This window comes from Mycobacterium shigaense (assembly GCF_002356315.1).
In the GTDB taxonomy this organism is placed as follows: Bacteria; Actinomycetota; Actinomycetes; order Mycobacteriales; family Mycobacteriaceae; genus Mycobacterium; species Mycobacterium shigaense.
This window is the reverse complement of record NZ_AP018164.1, coordinates 4,064,110-4,089,704: the sequence shown is the minus strand read 5'-3', so window position 1 is coordinate 4,089,704 and position 25,595 is coordinate 4,064,110. Positions and strand designations below refer to the sequence as shown.

Here is a 25,595-nt window from a genome sequence, read left to right as displayed (position 1 = left end):
GTGCGCGGTCACGAAAGGCCTTCCCGCGGGCTCGGCTGAGCCGTTGCGATGCCGTTTGCCGGGTGTTCACCCGGGCGTATCTTCGCAGCGGGCGCAGTCTCCGGGTCACGCCGCTCTGCAGAACGGCAATGTCCGGGTTACCCGTTGCAGCACTTGGCAATTCAGCGCTGATCAAGAGAGGCTGCTCGCGATCGGGACCGGAGCCGGGATGGAAGTTATTGCGCCTCAAGCGTTTCGAGGCTCGCCGCGGTGTGACTAGGGTTGGCCAGGCCGCGGCGGAACCGCATTTCCCGCCATGCAATCCCGCAGCTCCTGAGTGCCGGGCGCGAAGTCGAAGCCGCAGTTGCACTCCCGGGCCTGCTGCGGGTTGGGCAGCGTATTGCAGAAGTCGGTGCCGGCCGAGGCCGATGGGGCCAACCACATGACGGCAGCGGCCAGGGTCGCCGCAGCGCCGAGGTTGGCCATCAAGACTCTCGCCGTCATGGAAATTCCTCTCCCCGATGAACGCGGCAACCTGCCGCATCTGATTGCAGCCGGTGCCGCGGTGGTCGCACCACGTTAACCCGTGCTGCCAGATATTTCTCTGCTCGATGAGCCTGCGGTGTCTTGGCCGCGGCCGCCGCCGCGTCGTCGGCAGTGTCATCGAACGAGTTTTCGATTTAAATGACGGGTATCGAAATCCGCCTGATGAATCGCCGACCGGGGGGTCGATTGGCTGAATGTGGACCGCGCCGGATAGCCCTCGATCAAGCCGCGCGGCGGACCATGGCGCAGCAGCTCCCAGGAAATACCTAGGGAACGCGCAGGCCAAGACTGTTGCGCCGTCTAGCGTGCCGGGTGCATCCTTGTATGAACGGAAAGGAAACGCAGGATGAATATTATGGGCGCTGTGCATCGGCGGTGCATTATAGCAGCACTTGCGGCCATCGCGATTTTATCGGGGAGCGCGACGCCGGTTGCGCACGCGACCGGCACGGATGACTTCCTCGGGCAAGTACGGGCCGACGGGATCGGCGACGGCGCATCGGACGACGCGATCATCGAGGATGCCAAGGAGGTGTGTGACCTGCTCACCTACCAGCAGTCGGCCTATCCCTACCTCGCTCAATATGCCGGCCTGGGCCCGAGGCATTCCGCGAAGTTCATCGCCGACGCGGCCACCTACTTCTGCCCGCAGTACGCGCCCGGTGACGGTCCGCCGCGGCCGAGCCCGTCGCGTTAAGTGGCCCCTCAGCAACGTTTTTCGTAGGTCAGCGCCGCGCGCGGCGTGCGGACCGCAGGTGCGGAGGTACGCTTGGCGCACATGGGGGACCCGAATAGTACAGATAGCAGCCAAGCCTTTCGAAACTTGTTGTCGCCGCAGCGCCTCACCGACGTCATCGATGTCGGTGCCAGCCTGAGCGACGAGACGCCGCCCTACGCGCCGATGCTTGCCGCGGGACTGTGTCGGGTGACCGGGTTCGAGCCGCAACCCGATGCCCTGCTCGAACTGCAGCGCAAGCAGGGTCCCTCGGAGAGTTATCTGCCGTATGCGGTGGGTGACGGTGGTGCGCACACGCTCAACGTCTGCGACGCACGCGGATGCACGAGCCTGCTCGAACCGGACCCCGCGGCACTGGATGCGTTCGAGTACTTCAAGACGTATGCCGCAGTGACCGACCGCATCGGCATACAGACGACCCGGCTGGACGACATCGCGGAGATCGAACACCTCGACTTTTTGAAGATCGACATCCAGGGAGGCGAGCTGGCGGTGTTCGGGGGCGGCAGGGCGAAGCTCGCCGAGGCGGTCGCGATCCAGACCGAGATTTCCTTCGTTCCGCTGTACAACGATCAGCCCGGCCTGGGCGAAGTCGACCGGGAGTTGCGCAGCCAGGGGTTCCTTCCGCACTGTTTCGCCGCGGTCCGCGGATGGCCCATCTTCCCGTACCTGCATCCCCACCAAGTGATGAACCAGCTGTTGGAGGCCGACATCGTCTACGTCCGCGATTTCGTCCGCCCGGAGTCGATGACCGACGAACAGCTCAAGCACCTGGCGCTGATCGCCCATCACTGCTACCGATCGTTCGACCTGGCGTTGCGCTGCCTTATGCTGCTCGTGCAGCGGCAGGCGCTGGCAGCCACGAGCCAGGAGCGTTACCTGACAATCATTGCGGCCCAGTAATATTCGCGACGACTTACGCCGAGCGGTCCAGCGCGCGGAGCCCCAGCGAAAACACCAGGCGCACCTCGGCATCGGCCAACGAGGTCGACAGCAGCTTCTCGATCCGGCGCACGCGATAGCGGACGGTGTTGGGATGCACCTGCAGGACGTACGCCGCGGCGGCGACGTCGCCGAAGCAGTCCAAGTACACGCGCAGGGTTTCGGCGAGCACCGGGTCCTCGGCGCGCAGCCCGCGGATGCGCGGGTCGACCAGTCGCTCGTGGGTGCCGACCAGGGTGACGATCTCGTCCAGCAACACCGTGGTGCGCGCCTCCGCCAGCGAGGTCACCTGCCCCAACGAAATCGGATGTCGCTCAGCGCTGTCCAGCACCCGGTCGACCTCGCCGCGGGCCGCCGCGATGCCGGCCAGGCCGGCGACCGGTGTGGCAATAGCCGCCCGCAGCTCGACGCCGAGTTCGGCGCGCAACGCGCCGATGGTGCCCCGGGCCCACGAGGCGACCGACCGGGCCGCCGCGGTCTGCGGCAGCAACACATACATTCGCGAGCCGCGCGAGGCGACTTGTGCATCTCGGCGAAAAGCGCTGGCGCTCAACGCCAACACATCGGTCAACCGGGCAGGTCGGGGTCCGGAGTCCGCTGAGTCCCAGCCGATCAACGTCGCCTCGCCGTCGGCGGCCAGGCCCAGTTCCCGCGCGATGCCGGCCACGTCCGCCGGATCGCCGTCCGTCAGGCCCAGCAGTTGCTGCACCCGCAGCGCATGCGTCGACGGCCGGGCCGCCAGCCGGAACATGATCCGCGCGGCCAGCACCGCCGCACCGCGCATGATGTCGTCGGCGTCGTCGGCCAAGGGCTGCGACCCCTGCTGGACCCAGATGGTGCCGGCGAACACCGGCGGCCGGCGCGGGGCGGTCGGCGGCTGATAGATGCCGATCGCCAGCCGCGGCCGCAGCCCCAACGCCGGGCGTTCGTCGATCCGCACCACCTCGTCGCTGGCCCGCAGCGCATCGAAGATGCCCCATTGGCCGATCCACTCGAGGTGCTCGGGCGGCCCGGCCCGGCCCAGGATGGACAGGCGGCGCAACTCGTCGGCCTCGTCGTTGGACGCCGAGTAGGCCAGCACCTGAGAGTGGGCGTTCTCGATGCTGACCATGCCGTGGATCCGGTCGGCCAGCGACTGCGCCAGGCCGAACAGATCGGTGCCCGAGTCGTCCACCGGGTCGCCATGCCGATGATGTTCGAGAACGTGGTTGACCAGTTGATACAGCCGCTCCCAGCGGGCCCGCGGCTCGACGGCCACCACCGCCGACCCGACCTCGAGCGCCTTGGCCACCAGCGCGGTCGACGGCTCCTTGGCGAAGATCGCCACCGGCACGCGCTCCCGTGCCTGGTTGGTGATCCACTGCAGCGCCTCGCCGTCGGCGACGCCCAGCAGAAAGAAGACGTCGGCGGAGCCGGCGGCGGCCGCCAGGCCCAGGCGCACGTCGTCGGAGTCGATCAGCGCCGCCGAACCCACCGGCAGGTCCAGGCCCCGCGGGGCGCGACCGTCCGGGACCAGGCTGACCAGCGTCGCGTCCAGCGCGAGCAGCAGCTGACCCAATCCCACACCGGTCTTCCGCATTTGTCCGATTCTACTATCGATACCGCAATATCCTGTTTGATCCGCCAACAGATGCGGGCCGGACCGCGAGGATCCTGACAGCATGGACGCGATCACCCAGGTGCCGACGCCGGTCAACGAGCCGGTCCACGACTACGCCCCGCACTCCTCGGAACGCAGCCGGCTGCGCGCCGAACTGGCCGCGCTCGCCGACCACCCCATCGATCTGCCGCACGTTATCGACGGCAAGCACCGCATGGGTGAGGGCGAGCGCATCGACGTCGTCCAGCCGCATCGGCACGCGGCGCGGCTGGGAACCCTGACCAACGCCGGCCACGCCGAGGCGACGGCGGCCGTCGACGCGGCGCTGGCCGCCAAACCGGCGTGGGCGGCGCTGCCGTTCGACGAGCGCGCGGCGGTGTTCCTGCGCGCCGCCGATCTGCTGGCCGGACCGTGGCGCGAGAAGATCGCCGCCGCGACGATGCTCGGCCAATCCAAGTCGCCGTACCAGGCCGAAATCGACTCGCCCTGCGAGCAGATCGACTTCTGGCGTTTCAACGTGGCATTCGCCCGGCAGATCCTGACCCAACAGCCGATCAGCGGCCCGGGGGAATGGAATCGCAGCGACTATCGGCCGCTCGACGGTTTCGTCTACGCGATCACCCCGTTCAACTTCACCTCGATCGCGGGCAACCTGCCGACCGCACCGGCGCTGCTGGGCAACACCGTGGTGTGGAAGCCGTCGATCACCCAGACGTTGTCGGCGTACCTGACGATGCAACTGCTCGAGGCGGCAGGCCTGCCGCCGGGGGTGATCAACCTGGTCACCGGCGACGGCATCGCGGTTTCCGATGTGGTGCTGGGCGATCCGCGGCTGGCGGGCATTCACTTTACCGGGTCGACGGCCACCTTCGGCCATCTCTGGCAGCAGGTGGGCACCAATATCGGCCGCTACCATAGCTATCCGCGGCTGGTCGGGGAGACCGGCGGCAAGGACTTCGTCCTTGCCCACGCCTCGGCACGCCCGGATGTGTTGTCCACGGCCCTGATTCGCGGGGCGTTCGACTACCAGGGCCAGAAATGCTCGGCCGCGTCGCGCGCCTTCATCCCACATTCGGTGTGGCAGCGGATGGGCGACGACTTCCTGGGCGCGGTGGCCGAACTGCGCTACGGCGATATCACCGACCTGACCAACTACGGCGGGGCGCTGATCGACGCGCGGGCCTTCGCCAAGAGCGTCAACGCCATCGAGCGGGCCAAGAGCGCGGCCGGCGTGACGATCGCGGTGGGCGGCGAATACGACGACAGCGTCGGGTATTTCGTGCGCCCCACCGTGCTGCTATCCGACGACCCGACCGACGAGGCGTTCTCCACCGAGTACTTCGGCCCGCTGCTGTCGGTGCACGTCTACCCCGACGATGACTACGAGCGCATCCTGGACGTGATCGACTCCGGCTCGAGCTACGCGCTGACCGGAGCGGTGATCGCCGACGACCGTGCCGCCGTGTCGACCGCGCAGGACCGGCTGCGGTTCGCCGCCGGCAACTTCTACGTCAACGACAAGCCGACCGGGGCGGTGGTCGGCCGGCAGCCGTTCGGTGGCTCGCGGGCCTCGGGCACCAACGACAAGGCCGGATCGGTGCTCAATCTGTTGCGCTGGACGTCGGCTCGCACCATCAAGGAGACCTTCGTCCCGGCCACCGACCACAAGTACCCGCACATGGAGTCCGACTGATGTCCGGGTCCGGGGTGTTCGCCAACACCCTGCGGCCGGCCATCATGGCCGCCAGCCGGCGTAACGGATTGCGCCGTGCCGCCGAGGGCATGTCGGTAACCCGTCGCGTGGTGCACCGCTTTGTGCCCGGGGAGACGATCGATTCGGCGCTTAATAGCGTTGCCGCCCTGCGAGAATCGGGCCGCTATGTCAGCATCGACTATCTGGGCGAGGACGTCACCGGCAGCGACGACGCCGACGCGGCGGTGCGGACCTACCTGCAGCTGATCGAAAGGATGGGCGACGGCGCCGGGGATCTCGCGGCCGGCCCGCCGCTGGAGGTCTCGGTGAAGTTGTCGGCGCTGGGGCAGTCGCTGGAGCGCGACGGGGAGAAGATCGCGCGCGAGAACGCGTGGACGATCTGCGATGCCGCCGAGCGCGCCGGCGTCTGGGTAACGGTGGACGCGGAGAACCACACCACGACCGATTCGACGCTGAGCATCGTGCGCGACCTGCGGGCCGAATTCGGCTGGCTGGGCACGGTGTTGCAGGCGTATCTGCGCCGCACCCTGGGCGACTGCGAAGAATTCGCCGCGTCCGGGGCCCGGATCCGGCTGTGCAAGGGCGCCTACGACGAGCCGGCATCGGTGGCCTACCGTGGCAATGCCGAGGTCAGTGCCTCCTACCTGGCCTGCCTGCGGGTGCTGATGGCGGGCTCGGGGTATCCGATGGTGGCCTCGCACGACCCGGCGATCATCGCCGCGGTACCCGAGCTCGCGCGCGAATCAGGCCGCGGCGCGGACGATTTCGAATACCAGATGCTGTACGGCATCCGTGCCGACGAGCAGCTGCGGCTCGCCGAAGCCAGCAACCGGGTCCGGGTGTACGTCCCATTCGGCACGCAGTGGTACGGCTATTTCATGCGCCGGCTCGCCGAACGTCCCGCGAACCTGACGTTCTTCCTGCGGGCCCTGGCCGAAAGCCGTCGCTGACGCACACCCCGGGCAGGGTGGAACCGCCCTGGCCCTATTGCCATTTGAGATCTTCGTCGAGTCGTTGGGCTTGCTCATCATGCTGTGCGGCGGGGCGGGTGTCGATCGTGACCTCTTGCCAGTATTTTCATGGTGAGACAGTCCTCCGCATCGGCCGATCGGATTCTTCAGGTTACCGGGCGATCGCGAGCGGCCGCTTCGTGACCCGTGCGAGCGAAGAGCGGGCTGCGCGACCGACCGCCTAGGGGCCGGGGCACCCGTCGCGGTTGGGGCCGTGCAACAATGTCGGCGCATTCTGCAGGGCGGTGTGCAGCACCTCGAAGACGTGCGGATCCCAGGTGAGCGCGGTATTCCAGTCCAGGCCCGCGGCGTTGGACACGTAGATGCTGTGCGTGTCGTCGAAGGTATAGCAGCGCCGGTGTGGCAGGACCGGGTCCCCGACATCGACCGCCAGCGCGCTGCGCAGCGCGACGATGCCGTCGTTCGGCCACACCGTCGCGTTCACCGGGCCCGGCTTGGCGAACCTCTTGCCGCCGATCAGCACCACCGGGACATTGTCCAACACCCCGGACTGGAATTGATTCCATCCGTCTTTGCCCATCAGGTAGGGCTGGTTGACCTCGCGCCCGGAGCCCGACATCAGGCGCAGCACTTCATCCTTGAAGCCCTTCATCGCGTTCTCGCAGAACTGATCGCCGGCACAGTCGGTCAATGAGGCGAAGTCATTTGCGTAATCCGAAAGATAGGAGCCTTGCCATGGCGTCCCGATGGTGGTCAGCGAGCGCACGTGCACCGGGGAGTTCGTAGTGGCCAGCACGCGGATCGCCGCGCGCGAGTACAACCCGCCCATCGAATGGCCAACCAGGTCGACGACGTTGATGCCCTTGTCGCTGTGCAGGTAGTTCAGGAACCGGGCCAGATGTTCACCGGCCGTGTCGATGCTGCCGGTGGAGTTGACGGTCATGTTCTCCGGCAAGCTGATCGGGCACCGCCCGAAAGCGCCGAAGCCGCTCTGATCCACCACTTGCCCGCGGCCGGCCATCGCCGGTGAGGTGAAAGCCCGGTAATGCTGCTTGAGCAGATACTCTCGGATCGCGGTATCGGTATTGCCCGCCGCAAGGCCCGTCGCGCAGGCCTGGTCCGGCGTGGTGAACGGGCTCGTCGCGTCGCCACCCGAGACGACCACCACGGCGTGAGAATCCCGGGGGCTGTTGCAGCCCGACACTAGTGGCGAAATCGCAAGCAGGACTCCCATGATCGTGCGGATGATCCGCGCGACCGACGATGCGCTCATCTCAGTCATCGCCGCCGGGAGCGCTCGCTGGCGAATCCGCGTACCAGGTGGGCGCGGACGAACTCGGCCGCCACGGCGGGATCGTCCATGTCCAGCGTCGACGACGGAGTGCTGAAGAGCGAGAACAGGATTCGCGCGAACCATTCCCCGGCCGCCTCGATGTGGAGGTCTTTGCGAACCTCGCCGGTGAGCCGGGCGGCCGACAGGTAGGGGGCGAAGAACTCGACGCACTCGCGCAGCAGCACGGCCGCGTCCTTGGTCAGCAGCAGGCTGATCGCGTCCTCGTCGAAGTATTTCTCCGACGCGATAGCCCGTCGCGCCTGGGTGACGAAAACCGCCGCCTCGCAAAGCTTGTCCTCGAGGTTGCTGCCCCGGTCCATCGCCTTGGTCATCTCGCGGTAGAACTGCTGCGACGCGTGTTCGGCGCACGCCTCGACGATGGACGCCTTGTCGGAAAAATACTCGTAGATCGTGCTACGTGACATGCCCGCCTGCTTGGCGATGTCGACGATCGTGGCCTTCTGCAACCCTTGCTTACCGAAGCACGCGAAGGCGGACTCGACGATGACGTCTCGGGTATCGGTCGCCTGGGTGTTTGCAGAAGTCTGAGTCACCGATCTCAGCCCGCCGGTGCCAGGATGAGCCCGCTGGTGGGCACGCCGGTGCCGGAGGTGACCAGCACGTGCTCGATGTTGTCGACCTGGTTGTAGGAGGTGCCCCGCACCTGCCGCACGCCCTCGGTGATGCCGTTCATGCCGTGGATGTAGGCCTCGCCGAGCAATCCGCCGTTGGTGTTGATCGGGAACTCGCCGCCCAGCGACAGCCGCTCGACGGTGACGAAATCCTTGGCTTCGCCGCGCCCGCAGAATCCGAGCTCCTCGAGCTGGGCGAACACGAACGGCGTGAAATGGTCATAGATGAACGCGGTTTGGATGTCCTGCGGCTTGAGGCCGGAGTCGCGCCACAGTTGCCGGGCCACCACGCCCATCTCCGGCAGCCCGGTGATCTCGTCGCGGTAATAGCTGGTCATCATCTCGCCGTTGTAGGCGGCGCCCTGGGCCGCGGCGGTGATGATGGCGGGCGGCTGCCGCAGGTCGCGGGCCCGTTCGGCGCTGGTGACCACGAGTGCGACGCCGCCGTCGCTCTCCTGACAGCAATCCAGCAGGCGCAGCACGGGTTCGACGATCCACCGCGAATTCTGGTGGTCTTCCAGCGTGATTGGACGCTGGTAGAACCAGGCGTCGGGGTTGGTTGCCGCATGCTTGCGGTCGACCACCGCGACCCGCCCGAAGTCGGCGTTGGTGACGCCGTACGTGGACATGTAGCGCTGGGCGTGCATCGCGACCCAGGCCGCCGGCGTGAGTAACCCGAACGGCGCGTAGTGCGCCATGAACAGCGGCGTCCCCAGGTCTGAGCGTCCGCTGCCGCCGAACCGCATGCCGGACCGTTCGTTGAAAGCACGCCAGCACACCACCACGTCGGCCACACCGGTGGCGACCGCCATCGCCGCGTGCACCACGGTGCCCGACGCCGCCCCGCCGCCGTGATGAACCCGGGAAAAGAAGCTCAAGTCGCCGATGCCCACGTTGCGCGCGATGTCGATTTCGTCGCTGGAATCCATGGTGAACGTCACCATCCCGTCGACGTCGCTGGGCGCCAGGCCCGCGTCGTCGAGCGCCGCGCTGACCGCCTCACACGCCAATTGCAGCTCGCTGCGCCCGGATTCCTTGGAGAACTCCGTCTGGCCGATCCCGACGATGGCACAGCTACCGGGAAGGCTGCCCGGCGCCGTCCTGCTCATGAACGCGCCCCGTCGAGCAGGCTGAGTACCGCGGTGCCGGAGACGTGGTCGCCCAGGCTGTTGGAACCCTTGAACGTCACCTCGACGAAGTTCTCGCCGCCCGACCCTTCGCTCTTGCCGGTGACGCTGCCGGTGAACCGCAGCGGGTCGTCGGGAAAGCATGGTACGCCAAGGCGAATCGACAGCTTCTTGACCATGGCCTCGGGTCCGGCCCAGTCGGTGAGGAAGCGCACGCAGTAGCCGTTGGTCGTCAGGATGTTCATGAACAGGTTGGGAGAGCCCTGCTGCTTGGCGTAGTCGCGGTCGTGATGCACCGGCATGAAGTCACGGGTGGCGATCGCGCCGGCAACGATCATCGTCGTGGTGATCGGGATCTCGAGCGGCGTGACCTCGTCACTTACCGAAATATCTTGCCATTGAAGGGTTTTCAAAGGATCGGTGCGGCTAGCGGTGGTCGTCATGCGTGTCCTTCCGAATAGGCGGCGCCGAGTCGGGCCAGCTGCGCCGACGCGGGACCGAGGCTGAGCTCGTTGTGCTTGGCCCACAAGAAGTAGCGGTGCAGGGGATAGGTGGTGTCGATGCCGATGCCGCCGTGCACGTGTTGGGTGGTGGCGGCGACGCGGGCGCCGGCCTCGGCCGCCCAGAATTTCGCGATGCGGGCGGCCCGGTCGGCCGGACGGCCGTGGGCGGTCAGCCACGCCGCCTGCCAGGTGGTCCACCGGATCGCCTCGACGTCGATGAACGCGTCGGCCATACGCTGCTGCACCGCCTGGAAGCTGCCGATCGGACGGCCGAATTGCTCGCGGCCGGTGGTGTATTCGGCCGCGATGCGCAGGGCCCGCTCCACGACACCGAGCTGGATCGCGCACAGCGCGACCAGCGCGCGGGTGTACAGCGACTCGGCCAGCCGGGCTCCGGCGATCCTGTCCTCATCGGAAACCGTTGCGCCGTCGAGCAATACGTCGGCGTGCGGCTCGCCGTTGGTGGTTCGCACCGGGCGAATCTCGACGCCGCCGGCATCGGTGGCGAGCAGGAACAGCCCGACGTCGCCGTCGCAAACGGCCGGGATCAGCACGGTGTCGGCGAGTTGGGCGGCCGGCACCAGCTCTTTGACACCGTCGAGACGCCAGCCCGCGCCGTCACGGCGCGCGGTGGTCACGGGCCGCGTCGGGTCCGAGCGGCCGGGCTCGGCCAGCCCCGCGGTCAGGATGCGGGTTCCGGCGACCACGCCCGGCAGGAACCGTTGCTGCTGCTCGCGCGTGCCGTGCCGCGCGATCGGGTCCGCACCAAGTACCAGCGTCGCGTAGGCCGGTACCGGCGCCACGCTCCAGCCGACCTCGGCCAGCAGCACGCCGAGTTCGACGAAGCCGCCACCGGTACCGCCGACCGATTCCGGCAGCGCGGTGCCCAGAAGATCGATGGCCGCAAGCTCTTTCCAGAGGGCTGCGTCGAAGCGGACATCGCCGGCCTCCAGTTCGGTCAACCGGTCCGGGGTGGCACGGCGCTCGAACAGCTCGCGGGCGATTTTGGCGATCGTCTGTTGCTCGTCGGTGAAGCTGAAGTCCATGAGCTACGCGCTCGGCCGGAACTGGTGCAGCACCAGGTCGTCGTCGAAGGTCTGGTAGTAGACCTCGACCGGCATCCCGACCGTCACCTCGGCCGGGTCGATGCCGGTCAGGTTGGAAACCAGCCGCACGCCCTCCTCGAGTTCCACCAGGACGACCACGTAGGGATACTCGAAAAACGGAAACTTGGGCTCGTGCGGTATCACGTAGCTGTACACCGTGCCGCGGCCCGACGACTCGACCGGCTCCCACTGCAGCGAACGGCAGTGCGGGCACATCGGGCGAGGTGGGTGCCGCAACTGGCCGCAGCCACCGCAGCGCTGGATCAGCAGTTTGTTGTCCCGCAACCCATTCCAGAAGAATTCGGTGTCCGGCGTGATCGCCGGCGCCAGTCGGGTGGCCATCAGCTGGCCGGCTTGAAGCGCAGCACCCGGAACCGCTGGCGCCCCAGCACGTCGCCGTTCTGGTCGGCGTAGGTGGTCAGCCAGGTGAGGAAGAAGCCGGTGCCCAGCGCGGTCTTCTTCTCGTCGGAGACCGATTCGTAGACGGTGGTCGCGCTGATCTCGTCGCCGAGCCGCGGGTAGCGCTCGATCTCGAACTCCGAGTTCGTCGCCACCGTGCTGGTGTAGCCGGCCTCGTCGAGGAATGCCGTTGGATTGCTGTGGATCTCGACGGGCGCCCCGCCCCGTTCGCCGATCCCCTCCAGTTTCGGCGACGGCATGGTCCAGGTCTGCAGCATCACCGGCGGCGACACGATGCCGCCGAACCGCGACGTGGCGGCGAACTGCGGGTCGAGGTAGACGGGGTTCATGTCGGCCATCGCGTAGGCCCAGTGCCGGATCATCGGCTGGTTCACCGGGTCCGGTGCCACCGAGGGTTTTCCGGTGCCGCCGGTCGGCTGGCCGACGAGGGCGCGCACCTTGGCGCTGATGGTTTCTGAGTCGGTCACGTCGATTCGTCCTCCTGACTAATTGCTGGCGCGAAGGTCGCGGGGTGCCCGTGGCATGCCCAACCCGGCCATGGCGATGATGTCACGCTGGATTTCGTTGGCCCCGCCGCCGAAGGTGTTGATGACGGCCTGGCGGTAGGCGGACTCGAGCGCCCCGCGCAGCGGCGCGTCGGAGCCCCGGCGCACCCCGTTGCCGTCCAGCACCTCGAGCAGCTCGCGGGCGACCTGTCCGGTGAGCTCGGTGCCGAAGACCTTGGCCGCTGACGCTTGTCCCATATCCAGGCCCGTGCTCGCTCCGCCCTTCGTCATCGCCGCGTTCACCCGTGCGTTGACGAGTTTGTACGCGGCGACCTGGGCTTCGACCCGCGCCAGCGCCGATTGCACCCAGGGTTGGTCGACCACCCGGCCGCCGTCGAGTTCGGTCGCCCGGGCCCAGTCCAGGGTCTTCTCGAACAGCGGCTCGAGCGCGCCGAGATTGCTCAGGGCCGCGCGTTCGAAGTTCAACTGCGTGGTGATCAGCTGCCAGCCCTGATTCTCGGCGCCCACCAGCGCGCTCACCGGCACTCGGACGTCGTCGTAGAACGTGTAGAACGTCGAGATCCCCGGCATCGTGTGCAGCGGCTGCCAGGTGAAGCCCGGCGACGAGGTCGGGACGATGAGGATCGAGATGCCCTTGTGCTTCTTGGCATCCGGGTCGGTGCGCACGGCCAGCCAGATGTAGTCGGCGTAGGCCGCGCCGCTGGTGAACATCTTCTGCCCGTTGATCACATACTCGTCACCTTGTTTCGAGGCTCGGCGGACGGCTGTCGTCCGCACCGAGGCCAGGTCGCTGCCCGCACCCGGCTCGGAGTAGCCGATCGCGAACTCCACGCTGCCGTCCAGGATCGACGGCAAGAACTTCTGCTTCTGCTCGTCGCTGCCGAAGTGCATCAACGTCGGCCCGACGGTGTTGAGCGTCACCAACGGGATCGGCGCGCTGACGCGGCGCGCCTCCTCCGAGAAGATGAACTGCTCGATCGCCGAAAATCCCTGCCCGCCGTATTCTTTGGGCCAGCCCACGCCCAGCAGGTTGGCCGCGGCCAGGGCGCGGACGCATTCGCGCACCGCGGGTCCGCCCTCCATATGCTCGCTGACCGCGGCGATGCGTTCGGGCGTCATCACCGCTTCGAGCGTCGCGCGCATCTGCGCGCGCAGCTTCTCCTGCTCCGGGGTGTACTCGAGGTCCATTGCCTCAGGTTCCCAGCCGCATCGGCATGCGCTTCACCCCGGGCACCATCGTGGCCCGCATCCGGTCCACGTCGCCGGCCAGCTCCAGCGTGGGGAAGCGCCCCAGCAACTCGTCGAACAGCACGGTCGCCTCGAGGCGCGCCAATTGCGCTCCCACACAGGAGTGTTCGCCGCAGCCGAACGCGATGTGCGGGTTCGGGTGGCGGGTCACTTTGAAGTCCTCCGCGTCGGGACCGAAGATGTCCTCGTCGCGGTTGGCTGAGCCGTAGAGCATCACCACCGACTCGCCGGCGCGGATCCGGTGGCCGCGGATCTCGACGTCGGCCGTGGCGGTGCGGGCCATGTGTGTCACGGGGCTGGTCCAGCGCAACATCTCCTCGACGGCCAGCGGGATCCGGGTGCGATCTTCGACCAGCAGCCGGCGTTGGTCGGGGTGCGCGGTCAGCGCCAGCGTGCCGAGCGCGATCAGGTTCCGGGTGGTCTCGTTGCCCGCGACCAGCAGCAGGAACGCGAAGTTGAGCAGGTCTTCGTCGGTGAGGCGGTGTTCGTCGATCTCGGCATCGGCCAGAACCGACAGCAGGTCGTCGCGGGGCTGTAGCCGGCGCGCCGCGATCAGCTCCTGGAAGTACTCGAAGAGCTGGCCCATCGCCACGAGTGAGTCGAGCTCGATCTCGGGATCGGCGGTGCCGGTGGCCGCGTCCGACCACGCGCGGAATTGCTCCCAGTCGTCGGGCGGGGCGCCGATCAGTTCGGCGATCATGCGGGTGGGCAACGGCGCGGCGATCTCCTCGGCGAACTCGTGTACAGAACCCGGTTCGATACCGTCGAGAATCCCGCGCACGATCTCGCGGATCTTCGGTTCGAGCACCGCCACCCGCCGGCGGGTGAAGCCCGAGTTGACCAACTTGCGCAGCTGCCGGTGCCGGGGCGGGTCGCTGAAGATGAGGTTGCCCTCCTGTACCGGGCTCGGCACCGCCGGATCGGGGATGGTGATGCCCTTGGTCGACGTGAACAGGGCCGGGTTGGTCGACACGAAGCGGATGTCTTCGTATTTCAACAGCGCCCAGAAGTCGGTGACGTCGTTCCAGCACACCGGCGCCGTCGCGCGTAGCTCCCGGTAGGTCGGATACGGGTCGCCGGCATAGAAATCGGGGGAGTGCAGCGGGAAGTCGGGCGGTAGGTGAGTTTGCACGGCAAGACCCTCTCGCAGGACGCCCGATCCGACAGATTGTTGCAATCTGTCTTGCGTGATGTGTCTACTCCGCACCGCGGCGCGCTGTCAACGCTGCACCAAAATATTGGTGCAGCGCGTAATTCGCGCGATTGATGATTGACGGCCGCCGCACGGGCGTGTACACCAAGTGATCAGATGACCGGAGGAAGCACATGGCTGATTCGCCCGCTCTTGTCCAGACCTATCAGCTCTACGTCGACGGGAAATGGGTCGAGCCGGCCGGCGGCCGCTACGACGACATCTCGCCGTCCACCGAGGCCGTCATCGCCAGCGCGCCCGACGCGAGCGTCGCCCAGGTCGGCGAGGCGATCGAGGCCGCACGCCGCGCCTTCGACAGCGGGCCGTGGGGCACGATGAGCGCCGAGCACCGCGCCGCCTGTCTCAACCAACTGGGCGAGGCCCTGAGCAAGCACGCCGACGACTTCTTCGCGCTGGCCCAGCTGGAATGGGGCTGCACCGGCAACGAGCGCAGCATGCAGATCGACGGCGCCGGGTTCATGTCCATGCACGCCGCCCAGCTTGCCACCCAGCTCACCGACCAGGAAGTCACCGGGCTGAGCGCCGGGACCACGCTGCTGCGCCACGCGCCGCTGGGGGTCGTGTCGGTGCTGACGCCGTGGAACTTCCCGCACTGCCTCAACGTGATGAAGCTCAATCATGCCCTGGCGGCGGGAAACACCTTGGTGCTCAAGCCTTCTCCGCTGACCCCGCTGGCCGGGTTGGCGCTCGCGCGGATCATCGACGAGCACACCGACATTCCGCCCGGCGTCGTCAATGTCGTCACACCCTCCGGCGTCGAGGCGGCCAAGCTGCTCACCACCGATCCCCGGATCGACATGGTGAGCTTCACCGGCAGCTCGGTCGTCGGCCGCGAGGTCATGTCCGCTGCCGCCGACACGATGAAGCGGATCCTGCTCGAGCTGGGCGGCAAGTCGGCGAGCATCGTCCTCGACGACGCCGAGGTCACCGACGAGATGCTGCGGCAGATGCTGTTCGAGTCGTGCTCGCTGCACGCGGGGCAGGCCTGCATCCTGCACAGTCGGCTGCTGCTGCCCGACTCGCTGCACGACGACGTCGTCGACCGGCTCGCGGCTTTGGCGCGCGAGGTCACGGTGGGCGATCCGGCGGACCCCGACGTGCAGATGGGCCCGTTGATCAGCGCCGCACAACGCGACCGCGTCGAGGCGCACATCGCCGGCGCGCTGCAGGACGGGGCGACGCTGGTGACCGGCGGCCGCCGCCCGCCCGGGCTGGACACCGGGTACTACGTCGAACCGACGATTCTGTCCGGCGTGCAACCGAATTCGACCATCGCGCAGGAGGAAGTGTTCGGCCCGGTGTTGACGGTGCTGCGCTACCGCGACGACGATGACGCGGTCGCGATCGCGAACAACTCGCAATACGGGCTCTCCGGCGCGGTGTGGGGCGGCGATGTCGATCGCGCCGTCGGTGTCGCGCGCCGCATCCGCACCGGCCAGATCGCCGTCAACGGCGTCGGGCCGGGCGGTGCGCCGTTCGGCGGGTTCAAACTTAGCGGGCTGGGTCGCGAGGGCGGTGGCATCGGGGGGCTCTACCAATACATGGAGCCGATGGCCATCGGGGTTCCCGCGTGACGGGACCCCTCACCGGGCTGTCCGTTGTCGAAATCGCAACCGAGATATCAGGTCCCTACGCGGCGAAGCTGCTCGTGGACCTCGGTGCCGAGGTCACCAAGATCGAGCCGCCGGGGGGAGACTCGCTGCGGCGGTGGGGCCCCTTTCCCGGGGGGAAGGTAGACCCGCAGCGCTCGGGCCTGTTCGAGTATCTCAACGCGGGCAAGCTTCGTGCCCCATTCCGCGACACCCGCGAGGTGCTCGCGCACGCGCACCTGCTGATCGAGAATTTTGCACCGGGGACGCTGGAAGGCTGGGGATTCGACGCCGACACCCTCGCCGAGATCAACCCAAACCTGTTGCTGCTCCGCATCTCTGCCTTCGGGCAGTTCGGGCCGTGGCGCGACCGGCCGGCCACGTCGCTGACCGTGCAGGCGGCATCGGGCTGGGTCAGCGCCCGCGATCCGGACCGACCGCCGGTGCAGGTGGGCGCCCGCATCGCCGAATATGTCGCGGGCGCCTACGGCGCGTTGGGTGCGCTGACCGCGCTGCGACTGCAGCCCGCGGGACACCCGCGTGAGGTCGACGTTTCCGAGTTCGAGTCGTTGCTGTGCACCCTGCCGTATCCGATGCTGATGGCGCAGAAGATGCAAAGCCTCGGCTTGCCCACTAACGCGCGGGGCGCCCCGATGCTGGGGGTGGTCCGGGCCGCCGACGGCTGGGTGGGCATCAACTGCCTGACGGGCCAGCATTGGCTCGATGTCTGCGCGATGCTCGGCCTGCCCGAGTTCGCCGAGCAGCAGATCGCGATCATGATGGGCGGCCCGCAGCGCGCCGAATTCTATTCTCGTGCAGAATCTTTGCTCGCTGAGAAAACCGTCGCGGAGATCGTCGACCTGTGCCAGGCGTTGCGCATTCCGGCTACCCCGGTCAACGACGGCGCCACCGTCTTGGCATGCCCGCAATACGCCGACCGCGAGTTTTTCGTCGATGGCGGGGGATTCCAGCACCCGGGCAAGGCATTTCGGTTCGTGCCGGGCCCCTCGGCGCGCCCCGTCCCGGCGCCCCGCGGGACGTCACTACCCTTTGCGGGCCTGAAAGTGTTTGACCTGAGCACCTTTTGGGCCGGCGCCTACCTGACTTGCTACTTGGGGGCGTTCGGCGCCGACATCGTCAAGGTCGAATCCATCCAGCGGCCGGACGGCTTTCGCTACTCGGGCGCGTTTCCCTTCGAGGGCGACGACTGGTACGAGCGCAGCGGGTTGTGGCAAGCCACCAACCTCAACAAGAAGGACCTGACGCTGGACCTGACGTCGCCACGCGGCCTGGAGATCGCCCGGCGGCTGGCCGCTCAGGCCGACGTCGTGGTGGAAAACTTCTCACCGCGGGTGGTGGAGCAGTTCGGTTTGGACTACGAGTCGTTGGTAGCGCTGAAGCCCGACGTGATTCTGGTCCGGATGCCGGGTTTCGGTCTGCGTGGCCCCTGGCGCGATTACGTCGGGTGGGCGTTGAACTTCGAGCAGACGGCTGGGATGTCCGCCGTCACCGGGTACGCCGACGGGCCGCCCTGCAACCCGCAGGGGCCCGCCGATCCCGTCGTGGGCGTGCATGCCGGCGTCGCGCTGCTCGCCGCCCTGGAACACCGGCGCCTTACCGGGCAGGGGCGGTTGATTGAGGTCGCGCAGATCGAGGTCGCCGCGTGCGTGACCGCCGAGCCGGTGATCGCGTATTCGATGAATGGTGTTGTCCAGCAACGCGAAGGGAATCGCCGACGCGGCTACCTGCAGGGCGTGTATCCGACCAGCGAGGACCAGGTGTGGGTCGCGCTGTCCGTGCCCGACGGCGGTGCGGTCGATCACGACGTGTTCGACGACATGGTCGCCGGCTGGACCCGCACGCAGACACCCGCCGTGATCTTGGAAACCCTCAGGAGGCAAAATATTCCGGCCGAGCGGGTGATCACCGCCGAACAGATGTACGACATACCCCAACTCGACGGGCGGGGCTTCTACGAGGAGTTCGAGCGTCCGTTCACCGGAGCGCACCGCTATCCGGGCTGGCCGTTTCGCATCGCACCCGGGCCGGCCCGGCACCACCGCGCGCCCGCGCCCACGCTCGGTCAGCACAACGACGAAATCCTGGGCGGTCTAGGACTCTCCGGGCCCGAGATCGCCGCGCTGCGCGACGCGCGCGTCATCGGCGAGCGCGTGCCGGGCGCTTAGCTGTTCGCCCCCGAACCGCACCGGCATGCGGGTGACCAGCGGCAGCATCGTCGCCGGCATCCTGTCCACCTCATCCGCGAGCTGAAGGCCGGGAAACCGCGCCAGCAGTTCCGCGAACAACGCGCGAGCCGTTACCCGGGCCAATTGCGCACCGACGCAGGAGTGTTCGCCGCAGCCGAACGCGATGTGCGGGTTCGGGTGGCGGGTCACTTTGAAGTCCTCCGCGTCGGGACCGAAGATGTCCTCGTCGCGGTTGGCTGAGCCGTAGAGCATCACCACCGACTCGCCGGCGCGGATCCGGTGGCCGCGGATCTCGACGTCGGCCGTGGCGGTGCGGGCCATGTGTGTCACGGGGCTGGTCCAGCGCAACATCTCCTCGACGGCCAGCGGGATCCGGGTGCGATCTTCGACCAGCAGCCGATGCTGCTCGGGGTGGGCGATCAGGGCCAGCGTCCCGAGCGTGATCAGAGCGCGGGTGGTCTCGTTGCCCGAAGCCAGCAGCAGGAACGAAAAGTCAAGCAGCTCTTCGTCGCTGAGTCGGTCCCCGTCGACCTCCGTGCCGCCCAGGATCGACAGCAGGTCGTCGGGCGCACGGGTGCGCGCGGCGGTGACCAGGTGACGAACGCACCCGTAGAGCCGGCCGACGGTCTCGATGGGGTCCGGATCGCCACCGGTCCCGGTGGTCCCGACCGTCGCGTCCGTCCAGACCCGGAACTGCTCCCGGTCGTCGGGCGCAACGCCGAGCAGTTCGGCGATCACGTCAGCGGGCAACGGCGCGGCGATCGTGTCGACGAAATCGAGGGTGGAGTCCGGTGCTATGCCGTCGAGGATTCCGCACACGATGCCGCGGACTTTCGGTTCGCGCAGCGCCAGCTGTCGGCGGGTGAATCCGGAGTTGACCAGCTTGCGCAGCCGCCGGTGCGGCGGTGGATCCATGAAGATCAGGCTGCTCGGCTGCACCGGGTTGGGCATGCCCGGGACGGGGATGGTGATGCCCCGCGTGGAGGTGAACAGGGCCGGGTTGGTCGCGACGACGCGGATGTCTTCGTAGCGCGCCAGCGCCCAGAAGCCGCAGACGTCGTTCCAGCACACCGGCGCCGTCGCGCGCAGCTCCCGGTAGGCCGGATAGGGATTGCCTGCGTAGAAGTCGGGGGAGTGCAGCGGAAACGCCGTTGGCATGGCAAAGCCTCCTGGCCCGGTTCCGCAGCACCTTACCGAAGGCGTCCGGCGTCCAGGTGAGCCCTTTGTAAACCGCGCGTCACATGCCAAGCTGCTGGGATGGTCATCGAGATCGCGCGCCCGAAGCTCGAAGGAAACGTCGCGGTCGGCGAGGACCGCCAGATCGGCTTCGCCGAGTTCGGCGATCCGCAGGGCCGGGCGTTCTTCTGGCTGCACGGCACCCCCGGCGCCCGCCGGCAGATCCCCACCGAGGCCCGTGTCTACGCCAAGAACCACGCCATCCGACTGATCGGCCTGGATCGCCCCGGGATCGGCTCGTCGACACCGCATCGGTACCCGAACATCGTCGCCTTCGCCGACGATCTGCAGTCGATCGCCAACATCCTCGGCATCGGCAAGATGGCCGTCATCGGCCTGTCCGGCGGCGGCCCGTACGCGCTGGCGGCGGCCGCGGCGATGCCCGACCGGGTGGTGGCGGCCGGCATTCTGGGGGGCGTCGCACCGCTCCTCGGCGACGAGGGGATCACCAGCGGGCTGATGAACCTGGGCAAACGGGTGGCGCCCCTGCTGAAGCTGGGCGGCGACCCGCTGCGGATCGGCGCGAGCCTGCTGGTCCGCTCGATCCGCCCGGTGGCCAACACCGCGCTGTATCTGTACGCCGCGGTATCGCCCGAGGGCGACCGGCGCCTGCTCACCCGCCCCGAGTTCGGGGCGATGTTCCTCGATGACCTGCTCAACGGCAGCCGAAAGCAATTGGCCGCCCCCTTCAACGACGTCATCCTGTTCACCCAGGACTGGGGATTTCGGCTGAACGAGGTCCAGGTCCCCGTCCGCTGGTGGCACGGCGACAGCGACCACATCGTGCCGTTCGCCCACGGCCAGCACGTCGTGAGCCTGTTGCCCGACTGCGAGCTGATCGTGCTGCCCGGCGAGAGTCACCTCGGCGGGCTGGGCCGCGGCGAGGAAATTCTCTCCACGCTGACCAAGATCTGGGACGAACAACCCTGATTAGCGGCGCGCGACGGGGCGGCGGGTAGCCTGCTGGTCGTGCTGTTGGCTTCGCTGAATCCCTCGACACTGACCGCCAGAGACATCCCCGACGCCGTCACCATCGACGGCGCGGTGTTGAGCCGCAGCGACCTGGTCGGCGCCGCAACATCGGTGGCCGAGCGGGTCGCCGGCGCCGAACGGGTTGTGGTGCTGGCCAAGCCGACCGCCTCGACGGTGCTGGCGATCGCCGGCTGCCTGATCGCAGGTGTGCCGTTCGTCCCGGTGCCCTCCGATGTCGGCGCCGCCGAGCGCCGCCACATGCTCACCGATTCGCGCGCGCAAGCGTGGCTGGGGCCGGAGCCGGACGACCCGGATGGGCTGCCGCACATCCCGGTTCGGCTGCACGCTCGTTCCTGGCACCGCTACGCCGAGCCGGCGCCCGAGGCCACCGCGATGATCATCTACACCTCCGGCACCACCGGGCTGCCCAAAGGGGTGCTGCTGAGCCGGCGGGCGATCGCAGCGGACCTGGACGCGCTGGCGCAGGCCTGGCAGTGGACGCCGGACGACGTTCTGGTCCACGGTCTGCCGCTCTTCCACGTGCACGGCCTGGTGCTGGGCCTGCTGGGGTCGCTGCGGATCGGAAATCGCTTCGTGCACACCGGAAGACCTACACCGGACGGATACGCCCAAGCGTGCGCCACGGCCGGGGGGTCGCTGTTCTTCGGGGTGCCCACGGTGTGGTCACGCGTGGCGGGCGACCAGGCGGCCGCCGCGGCGCTGCGGCCCGCGCGGCTGCTGGTGTCCGGCAGCGCCCCGCTGCCGGTGCCGGTCTTCGACCGGCTGGCCGAACTCACCGGCCACCGACCGATCGAGCGGTACGGCACCTCGGAATCGTTGATCACGCTGTCTACGCGGGCCGACGGCGAGCGCCGTGCCGGCTGGGTGGGTCTGCCGGTCGCCGGCGTGCAGAGCAGACTGCTCGACGACACCGGCGACTCGGTGCCCCGAGACGGGGAAACCGTTGGGAGGATTCAGGTTCGGGGCCCCACGATGTTCGATGGCTACCTCAACCGGCCGGACGCCACCGCCGAGGCCTTCGACGCCGGCGGCTGGTACCGCACCGGCGATGTCGCGGTCGTTGACGGCTCGGGTATGTATCGCATCGTGGGCCGCGAGTCGGTCGACTTGATCAAATCGGGTGGATATCGCGTCGGGGCAGGCGAAATCGAGACGTCGTTGCTCGGGCATCCGGGCGTGCAGGAGGTGGCCGTGGTGGGTATGCCCGACGAGGACTTGGGCCAGCGCATCGTCGCCTTCGTCGTCGGCGCGGCGGGCCTGGACGCGGATGTCCTGATTAATCATGTGGCGCAAGAGCTTTCGGTACACAAGCGACCGCGTGAGGTGCGGATGGTGGATGCGCTGCCGCGCAACGCCATGGGCAAGGTACTCAAGAAGCAGTTGCTGTCCGAAGGATGAGACGCCGCGCCGTTTCTGGTATGCAGGTTTAAGGCCGTGGTACCGATCGCGTAACCGACGCATCACAACATGGGCCGTCAGCTGGGATTTCGGGCCACGCGCAGGATGTTGCCAGGTTTTCGGGCGAGCGAGAGCCCGGACCTTCGCATAACTTCGTTTGTGGACATGCAGGCAACACATCAAGGTGGCAGTTAGGGATGTGTCATGAGTGAGTTGACCCGCGCAGCGGGGTCGGCTGCGACGCTGACGGCCGAACCGCGCCGCCCGCCGATGGCAAGGATCGCCCTCTCGTGCCTGACGGGTTCGGCAATCGAGTTCTACGACTTCCTCATCTACGGCACCGCGTCGGCGCTGGTGTTTCCCGCCGTGTTCTTCCCGGGCCTCAGCCCCGGCGTGGCCATGATCGCCTCGATGGGGACGTTCGCCACGGCGTTTCTGTCCCGGCCCCTCGGCGCGGCAGCGTTCGGCTACTACGGGGACCGGCTGGGCCGCAAGAAGACCCTGGTTGCGACGCTGCTGATCATGGCCGTGTCGACGGTGAGCGTGGGACTGGTGCCCAGCACCGTGTCCATCGGGATGGCCGCGCCGCTGATCCTGATGGTGCTGCGGCTGCTGCAAGGTTTCGCCGTGGGCGGTGAGTGGGCCGGCTCGGTGCTGCTCAGCGCCGAGTACGCGCCCGCCAACCGGCGCGGCCTGTATGGCATGTTCACCCTGCTCGGCGGGGGCGTCGCCGGCGTCCTGAGCAGCCTGACGTTCCTGGGCGTGAACGTCACCATCGGTGAGTACAGTCCCGAATTCCTGCAGTGGGGTTGGCGGATCCCGTTCCTGATCAGCGCGGTGCTGATCGCGTTGGCCCTGTATGTGCGGCTCAACATCGACGAGACCCCGGTCTTCGTCGAGGAAAGATCCCGCAACCTGGTACCAAAGGCGCCGGTCGCCGAGGCGCTGCGCCTGCAGCGCCGGGAAATCGTTCTCGCCGCGGGTGCCTCGGTGGGCGGGATGGCGTTCGTGTACATGGGCAACACCTATCTGGCCATGTATGCCCACTCGCACCTGAGCTATCCCCGCAGCTTCATCTGGTCGGTCGGCGCGCTGGCAGCTCTCGCGAGCATCGTGTGCCTGGTGGTCTCGGCAGTGCTGTCCGACCGAATGGGCCGCCGCCGGCTCATGCTGGTGGGTTGGGCGGCCTCGGTGCCGTGGTCGTTCGCCGTGATGCCGCTGATCGACACCGGCAAACCCGTGTGGTACGCGGTCGCCATCGTCGGCACCTTCGCGATCAACGGCATCGGGAGCGGGCCCGTCGGCGCCTTCGTCCCCGAACTGTTCGCCACCCGTTACCGGTACACGGGATCGGCGCTGTCGATCAACCTGGCCGGCGTGCTCGGGGGTGCCGTTCCGCCGATGATCGCGGGAACGCTGATGAGCGCCTACGGCACCTGGTCGATCGGCGCGATGCTGGCCGGTCTCGCCCTGATCAGCCTGGTGTGCACCTACCTGCTGCCCGAGACCATGGAGACGAAGCTGTAGTTCCTCAGTTCGCGTGCAGCTCCTCGTTGAGCGCGATGCCGTGGCCGCCGCGCGCGACGACTTCCACGGCCCCGCTGACCGAATTGCGGCGGAACAACAAGTTGTTGCCGCCGGACAGCTCGAGCGCCTTCATCGTCTTGCCTTCGGGCGTCAGGACTTTGGTGCCTGCGGTGACGTACAGGCCCGCCTCCACGACGCAGTCGTCGCCCAGCGAAATCCCCAGGCCAGCATTGGCGCCCAGCAGGCACCGCTTGCCGATCGAAATGACCTCGGTGCCACCGCCGGACAGCGTGCCCATGATCGACGCCCCGCCCCCGATGTCCGACCCGTCGCCGACCACCACGCCGGCCGAGATGCGGCCCTCGACCATCGACGCGCCCAGGGTGCCGGCGTTGTAGTTGACGAAACCCTCGTGCATCACCGTGGTGCCCGGCGCCAGGTGCGCGCCCAGCCGCACCCGGTCGGCGTCGGCGATGCGGACCCCGGTGGGCAGGACGTAGTCGACCATGCGGGGAAACTTGTCGACGCCGTAGACCGCCACCGGGGCCTTGCGGCGCAGCCGCGCGCGGACCGCCTCGAATCCTTCGACCGCGCAGGGCCCGTGGTTAGTCCACACGACGTTGGTCAATACCCCGAACAAGCCGCCGGCGTTCAGCCCATGCGGCGCCACCAGCCGATGCGACAACAAGTGCAGCCGCAGGTAGGCGTCGTAAGCGTCGGCGGCCACATCGTCGAGTGAGCCGATGACGGTGCGCACGGCGATCGTTTCGGTGTGGCGGTCGTCGTCGCGGCTCACCAGCGCGGCCAGCTCCGGCGGCACGTCGGACAGCGCCAGGCGCTGTGTTGTTGACGTGTCGCTACCGCCCCCGTCGGTCAGTTCCGGTGCGGGAAACCAGGTGTCGAGGACGGATCCGTCGGCGGCCAGCGTCGCTAGCCCGATACTTGCAGCTCCAGTCACGGTCGTCACGGTACCTTGGGGGCGTGCTGGACTTGCGTGGCGATCCGATCGAGCTGACGGCGGCGCTGGTGGACATCCCCAGCGAGTCGCGGGACGAAGCCCGCATCGCCGACGAGGTCGAGGCCGCGCTGCGCGCCCAGACCTCGGGTTTCGAGATCGTCCGAAACGGCAATGCCGTGCTGGCCCGCACGCACCGCAACCGGCCGTCGCGGGTCCTGCTGGCCGGCCACCTGGACACCGTCCCGGCGGCGGGCAACCTGCCCGGCCGCGCCGAGCGCGGCGTGCTGCACGGCTGCGGAACCGCCGACATGAAATCCGGCGACGCGGTGTTCCTACATCTGGTCGCCACGGTGGCCGAACCCGTGCACGACCTGACCCTGGTGATGTACGACTGTGAGGAAATCGATTCGGCGGCAAACGGTTTGGGTCGCATCGAGCGCGAACTGCCGGACTGGCTGGCCGCCGATGTGGCCATCTTGGGCGAGCCCACCGGCGGTTTCATCGAGGCGGGCTGTCAAGGCACGCTGCGCGTGGTGATCAGCGCCGCCGGCACGCGCGCGCATTCGGCGCGTTCCTGGCTGGGCGACAACGCAATTCACAAGCTCGGCGCCGTTGTCGACCGGCTGGCGGCTTACCGGGCGCGCACCGTCGACATCGACGGCTGCGAGTACCGCGAGGGCCTGTCGGCGGTCCGCATCGACGGCGGCGTGGCCGGCAACGTGATTCCCGATACCGCCGCCGTCACCGTCAACTACCGCTTCGCCCCCGACCGCTCACCGGACGCGGCGCTGCAACACGTGCGCGAGGTGTTCGACGGCCTCGACGTCGAGATCGAACTGACCGACACCGCCGCGGGCGCGTTGCCCGGCTTGTCGCAGCCGGCCGCCAAGGCCTTGGTCGACGCCGCCGGTGGGCAGGTCCGCGCGAAATACGGCTGGACAGACGTGTCCCGGTTCGCCGCGCTGGGCATCCCCGCGGTCAACTTCGGGCCCGGCGACCCCAACCTGGCGCACACCCGCGACGAACACGTGTCCGTCACGGCGATCACCGCGGCGGCCGCGATGCTGCGGCGCTACCTGAGCGGTTAGGGCCGGGCCTTCAGCATCAGGCC

The 25,595-nt window shown here is 68.0% G+C and carries 22 protein-coding genes and 1 pseudogene; 10 read left to right on the top strand and 13 right to left on the bottom strand.

Annotated features, from left to right (window positions below):
- Window positions 1-255: 255 nt before the first annotated feature.
- Window positions 256-483 carry a hypothetical protein gene (locus tag MSG_RS19010; RefSeq protein ID WP_142404501.1) on the bottom strand — a complete coding sequence of 76 codons (228 nt, stop codon included), beginning with the start codon at window positions 481-483 and terminating at the stop codon, window positions 256-258.
- A 397-nt stretch (window positions 484-880) separates the two neighbouring features.
- On the opposite strand from MSG_RS19010, the gene MSG_RS19005 reads away from it, so the two are divergent.
- Together MSG_RS19005 and MSG_RS19000 are read left to right on the top strand one after the other, a co-directional pair.
- Window positions 881-1,222: a DUF732 domain-containing protein gene (locus tag MSG_RS19005; RefSeq protein WP_170063170.1), complete on the top strand. Its 342-nt coding sequence runs from the start codon at window positions 881-883 to the stop codon at window positions 1,220-1,222.
- 126 nt (window positions 1,223-1,348) lie between these two features.
- Window positions 1,349-2,164, top strand: coding sequence for an FkbM family methyltransferase (locus MSG_RS19000; RefSeq protein WP_232011081.1), 816 nt, complete (start codon window positions 1,349-1,351; stop codon window positions 2,162-2,164).
- 13 nt (window positions 2,165-2,177) lie between these two features.
- On the opposite strand, the gene MSG_RS18995 is transcribed toward MSG_RS19000, so the two are convergent.
- Entirely contained in the window at window positions 2,178-3,782 is a 1,605-nt protein-coding gene (locus MSG_RS18995; RefSeq protein ID WP_096442011.1) for a PucR family transcriptional regulator, read from the bottom strand.
- Between the two features lie 82 nt (window positions 3,783-3,864).
- Here MSG_RS18995 and pruA point away from each other — a divergent pair, with 82 nt between their 5' ends.
- Complete coding sequence (pruA, locus tag MSG_RS18990) at window positions 3,865-5,496, top strand: L-glutamate gamma-semialdehyde dehydrogenase (protein ID WP_096442009.1); 1,632 nt, start codon at window positions 3,865-3,867, stop codon at window positions 5,494-5,496.
- Entirely contained in the window at window positions 5,496-6,467 is a 972-nt protein-coding gene (locus tag MSG_RS18985) for a proline dehydrogenase family protein (RefSeq protein WP_096442007.1), read from the top strand. Before pruA ends, MSG_RS18985 begins: the two co-directional genes overlap by 1 nt.
- Before the next feature lie 241 nt (window positions 6,468-6,708).
- On the opposite strand, the gene MSG_RS18980 is transcribed toward MSG_RS18985, so the two are convergent.
- Genes MSG_RS18980 through MSG_RS18940 form a run of 9 tightly spaced genes read right to left on the bottom strand, consistent with a single transcriptional unit; the run spans window position 6,709 to window position 14,495 of the window.
- Window positions 6,709-7,761 carry an esterase/lipase family protein gene (locus MSG_RS18980; RefSeq protein WP_232011080.1) on the bottom strand — a complete coding sequence of 351 codons (1,053 nt, stop codon included), beginning with the start codon at window positions 7,759-7,761 and terminating at the stop codon, window positions 6,709-6,711.
- A gap of 5 nt (window positions 7,762-7,766) precedes the next feature.
- Window positions 7,767-8,375, bottom strand: a complete 609-nt coding sequence (locus tag MSG_RS18975) for a TetR/AcrR family transcriptional regulator (RefSeq protein ID WP_096442005.1) — start codon at window positions 8,373-8,375, stop codon at window positions 7,767-7,769.
- 5 nt (window positions 8,376-8,380) lie between these two features.
- A complete protein-coding gene (locus MSG_RS18970; protein WP_096442003.1) occupies window positions 8,381-9,562 on the bottom strand; it encodes a lipid-transfer protein in 1,182 nt (393 codons plus the stop codon).
- Window positions 9,559-10,023, bottom strand: coding sequence for a MaoC family dehydratase (locus tag MSG_RS18965; protein ID WP_096442001.1), 465 nt, complete (start codon window positions 10,021-10,023; stop codon window positions 9,559-9,561). Before MSG_RS18965 ends, MSG_RS18970 begins: the two co-directional genes overlap by 4 nt.
- Window positions 10,020-11,129, bottom strand: coding sequence for an acyl-CoA dehydrogenase family protein (locus tag MSG_RS18960; RefSeq protein WP_096441999.1), 1,110 nt, complete (start codon window positions 11,127-11,129; stop codon window positions 10,020-10,022). The genes MSG_RS18965 and MSG_RS18960 overlap by 4 nt, the downstream gene beginning before the upstream one ends.
- Window positions 11,130-11,132: 3 nt before the next feature.
- Window positions 11,133-11,531: a Zn-ribbon domain-containing OB-fold protein gene (locus MSG_RS18955; RefSeq protein ID WP_096441997.1), complete on the bottom strand. Its 399-nt coding sequence runs from the start codon at window positions 11,529-11,531 to the stop codon at window positions 11,133-11,135.
- Window positions 11,531-12,076 (bottom strand): FAS1-like dehydratase domain-containing protein, encoded by a 546-nt coding sequence (locus MSG_RS18950; protein WP_096441995.1) that lies wholly within the window; start codon window positions 12,074-12,076, stop codon window positions 11,531-11,533. The genes MSG_RS18955 and MSG_RS18950 overlap by 1 nt, the downstream gene beginning before the upstream one ends.
- 18 nt (window positions 12,077-12,094) lie before the next feature.
- Window positions 12,095-13,303 (bottom strand): acyl-CoA dehydrogenase family protein, encoded by a 1,209-nt coding sequence (locus tag MSG_RS18945; protein WP_096441993.1) that lies wholly within the window; start codon window positions 13,301-13,303, stop codon window positions 12,095-12,097.
- A 4-nt stretch (window positions 13,304-13,307) separates the two neighbouring features.
- Window positions 13,308-14,495: a cytochrome P450 gene (locus MSG_RS18940; RefSeq protein ID WP_096441991.1), complete on the bottom strand. Its 1,188-nt coding sequence runs from the start codon at window positions 14,493-14,495 to the stop codon at window positions 13,308-13,310.
- Window positions 14,496-14,689: 194 nt separating this feature from the next.
- On the opposite strand from MSG_RS18940, the gene MSG_RS18935 reads away from it, so the two are divergent.
- On the top strand, window positions 14,690-16,150 hold the full coding sequence (locus tag MSG_RS18935) for an aldehyde dehydrogenase family protein (RefSeq protein ID WP_096441989.1): 1,461 nt from the start codon (window positions 14,690-14,692) through the stop codon (window positions 16,148-16,150).
- Complete coding sequence (locus MSG_RS18930; RefSeq protein ID WP_096441987.1) at window positions 16,147-18,351, top strand: CaiB/BaiF CoA transferase family protein; 2,205 nt, start codon at window positions 16,147-16,149, stop codon at window positions 18,349-18,351. Before MSG_RS18935 ends, MSG_RS18930 begins: the two co-directional genes overlap by 4 nt.
- A 9-nt stretch (window positions 18,352-18,360) precedes the next feature.
- Here MSG_RS18930 and MSG_RS18925 read toward each other — a convergent pair.
- Window positions 18,361-19,530: pseudogene (locus tag MSG_RS18925) on the bottom strand (cytochrome P450); the annotation flags it as partial.
- 99 nt (window positions 19,531-19,629) lie between these two features.
- Here MSG_RS18925 and MSG_RS18920 point away from each other — a divergent pair.
- The 3 genes from MSG_RS18920 to MSG_RS18910 all read left to right on the top strand — a co-directional run bounded on the left by MSG_RS18920 (window position 19,630) and on the right by MSG_RS18910 (window position 23,526).
- A complete protein-coding gene (locus tag MSG_RS18920) occupies window positions 19,630-20,538 on the top strand; it encodes an alpha/beta fold hydrolase (RefSeq protein WP_096441983.1) in 909 nt (302 codons plus the stop codon).
- A gap of 39 nt (window positions 20,539-20,577) precedes the next feature.
- Window positions 20,578-21,999: an acyl-CoA synthetase gene (locus MSG_RS18915; RefSeq protein WP_096441981.1), complete on the top strand. Its 1,422-nt coding sequence runs from the start codon at window positions 20,578-20,580 to the stop codon at window positions 21,997-21,999.
- 270 nt (window positions 22,000-22,269) lie between these two features.
- Window positions 22,270-23,526 carry an MFS transporter gene (locus MSG_RS18910; RefSeq protein WP_096441979.1) on the top strand — a complete coding sequence of 419 codons (1,257 nt, stop codon included), beginning with the start codon at window positions 22,270-22,272 and terminating at the stop codon, window positions 23,524-23,526.
- Between the two features lie 4 nt (window positions 23,527-23,530).
- On the opposite strand, the gene dapD is transcribed toward MSG_RS18910, so the two are convergent.
- Window positions 23,531-24,493 (bottom strand): 2,3,4,5-tetrahydropyridine-2,6-dicarboxylate N-succinyltransferase, encoded by a 963-nt coding sequence (gene dapD / locus MSG_RS18905; RefSeq protein WP_096441977.1) that lies wholly within the window; start codon window positions 24,491-24,493, stop codon window positions 23,531-23,533.
- A gap of 14 nt (window positions 24,494-24,507) precedes the next feature.
- Between dapD and dapE the strand changes: the two genes are divergently transcribed.
- A complete protein-coding gene (gene dapE / locus MSG_RS18900) occupies window positions 24,508-25,572 on the top strand; it encodes a succinyl-diaminopimelate desuccinylase (RefSeq protein WP_096441975.1) in 1,065 nt (354 codons plus the stop codon).
- Window positions 25,573-25,595: the final 23 nt, after the last annotated feature.

Coding starts and splice junctions, on each gene's coding strand:
- MSG_RS19010 (WP_142404501.1), bottom strand. CDS start 483: ATGACGGCGAGAGTCTTGATGGCCAACCTCGGCGCTGCGGCGACCCTG.
- MSG_RS19005 (WP_170063170.1), top strand. CDS start 881: ATGGGCGCTGTGCATCGGCGGTGCATTATAGCAGCACTTGCGGCCATC.
- MSG_RS18995 (WP_096442011.1), bottom strand. CDS start 3,782: ATGCGGAAGACCGGTGTGGGATTGGGTCAGCTGCTGCTCGCGCTGGAC.
- pruA (WP_096442009.1), top strand. CDS start 3,865: ATGGACGCGATCACCCAGGTGCCGACGCCGGTCAACGAGCCGGTCCAC.
- MSG_RS18985 (WP_096442007.1), top strand. CDS start 5,496: ATGTCCGGGTCCGGGGTGTTCGCCAACACCCTGCGGCCGGCCATCATG.
- MSG_RS18980 (WP_232011080.1), bottom strand. CDS start 7,761: ATGAGCGCATCGTCGGTCGCGCGGATCATCCGCACGATCATGGGAGTC.
- MSG_RS18970 (WP_096442003.1), bottom strand. CDS start 9,562: ATGAGCAGGACGGCGCCGGGCAGCCTTCCCGGTAGCTGTGCCATCGTC.
- MSG_RS18965 (WP_096442001.1), bottom strand. CDS start 10,023: ATGACGACCACCGCTAGCCGCACCGATCCTTTGAAAACCCTTCAATGG.
- MSG_RS18960 (WP_096441999.1), bottom strand. CDS start 11,129: ATGGACTTCAGCTTCACCGACGAGCAACAGACGATCGCCAAAATCGCC.
- MSG_RS18955 (WP_096441997.1), bottom strand. CDS start 11,531: ATGGCCACCCGACTGGCGCCGGCGATCACGCCGGACACCGAATTCTTC.
- MSG_RS18945 (WP_096441993.1), bottom strand. CDS start 13,303: ATGGACCTCGAGTACACCCCGGAGCAGGAGAAGCTGCGCGCGCAGATG.
- MSG_RS18935 (WP_096441989.1), top strand. CDS start 14,690: ATGGCTGATTCGCCCGCTCTTGTCCAGACCTATCAGCTCTACGTCGAC.
- MSG_RS18920 (WP_096441983.1), top strand. CDS start 19,630: ATGGTCATCGAGATCGCGCGCCCGAAGCTCGAAGGAAACGTCGCGGTC.
- MSG_RS18910 (WP_096441979.1), top strand. CDS start 22,270: ATGGCAAGGATCGCCCTCTCGTGCCTGACGGGTTCGGCAATCGAGTTC.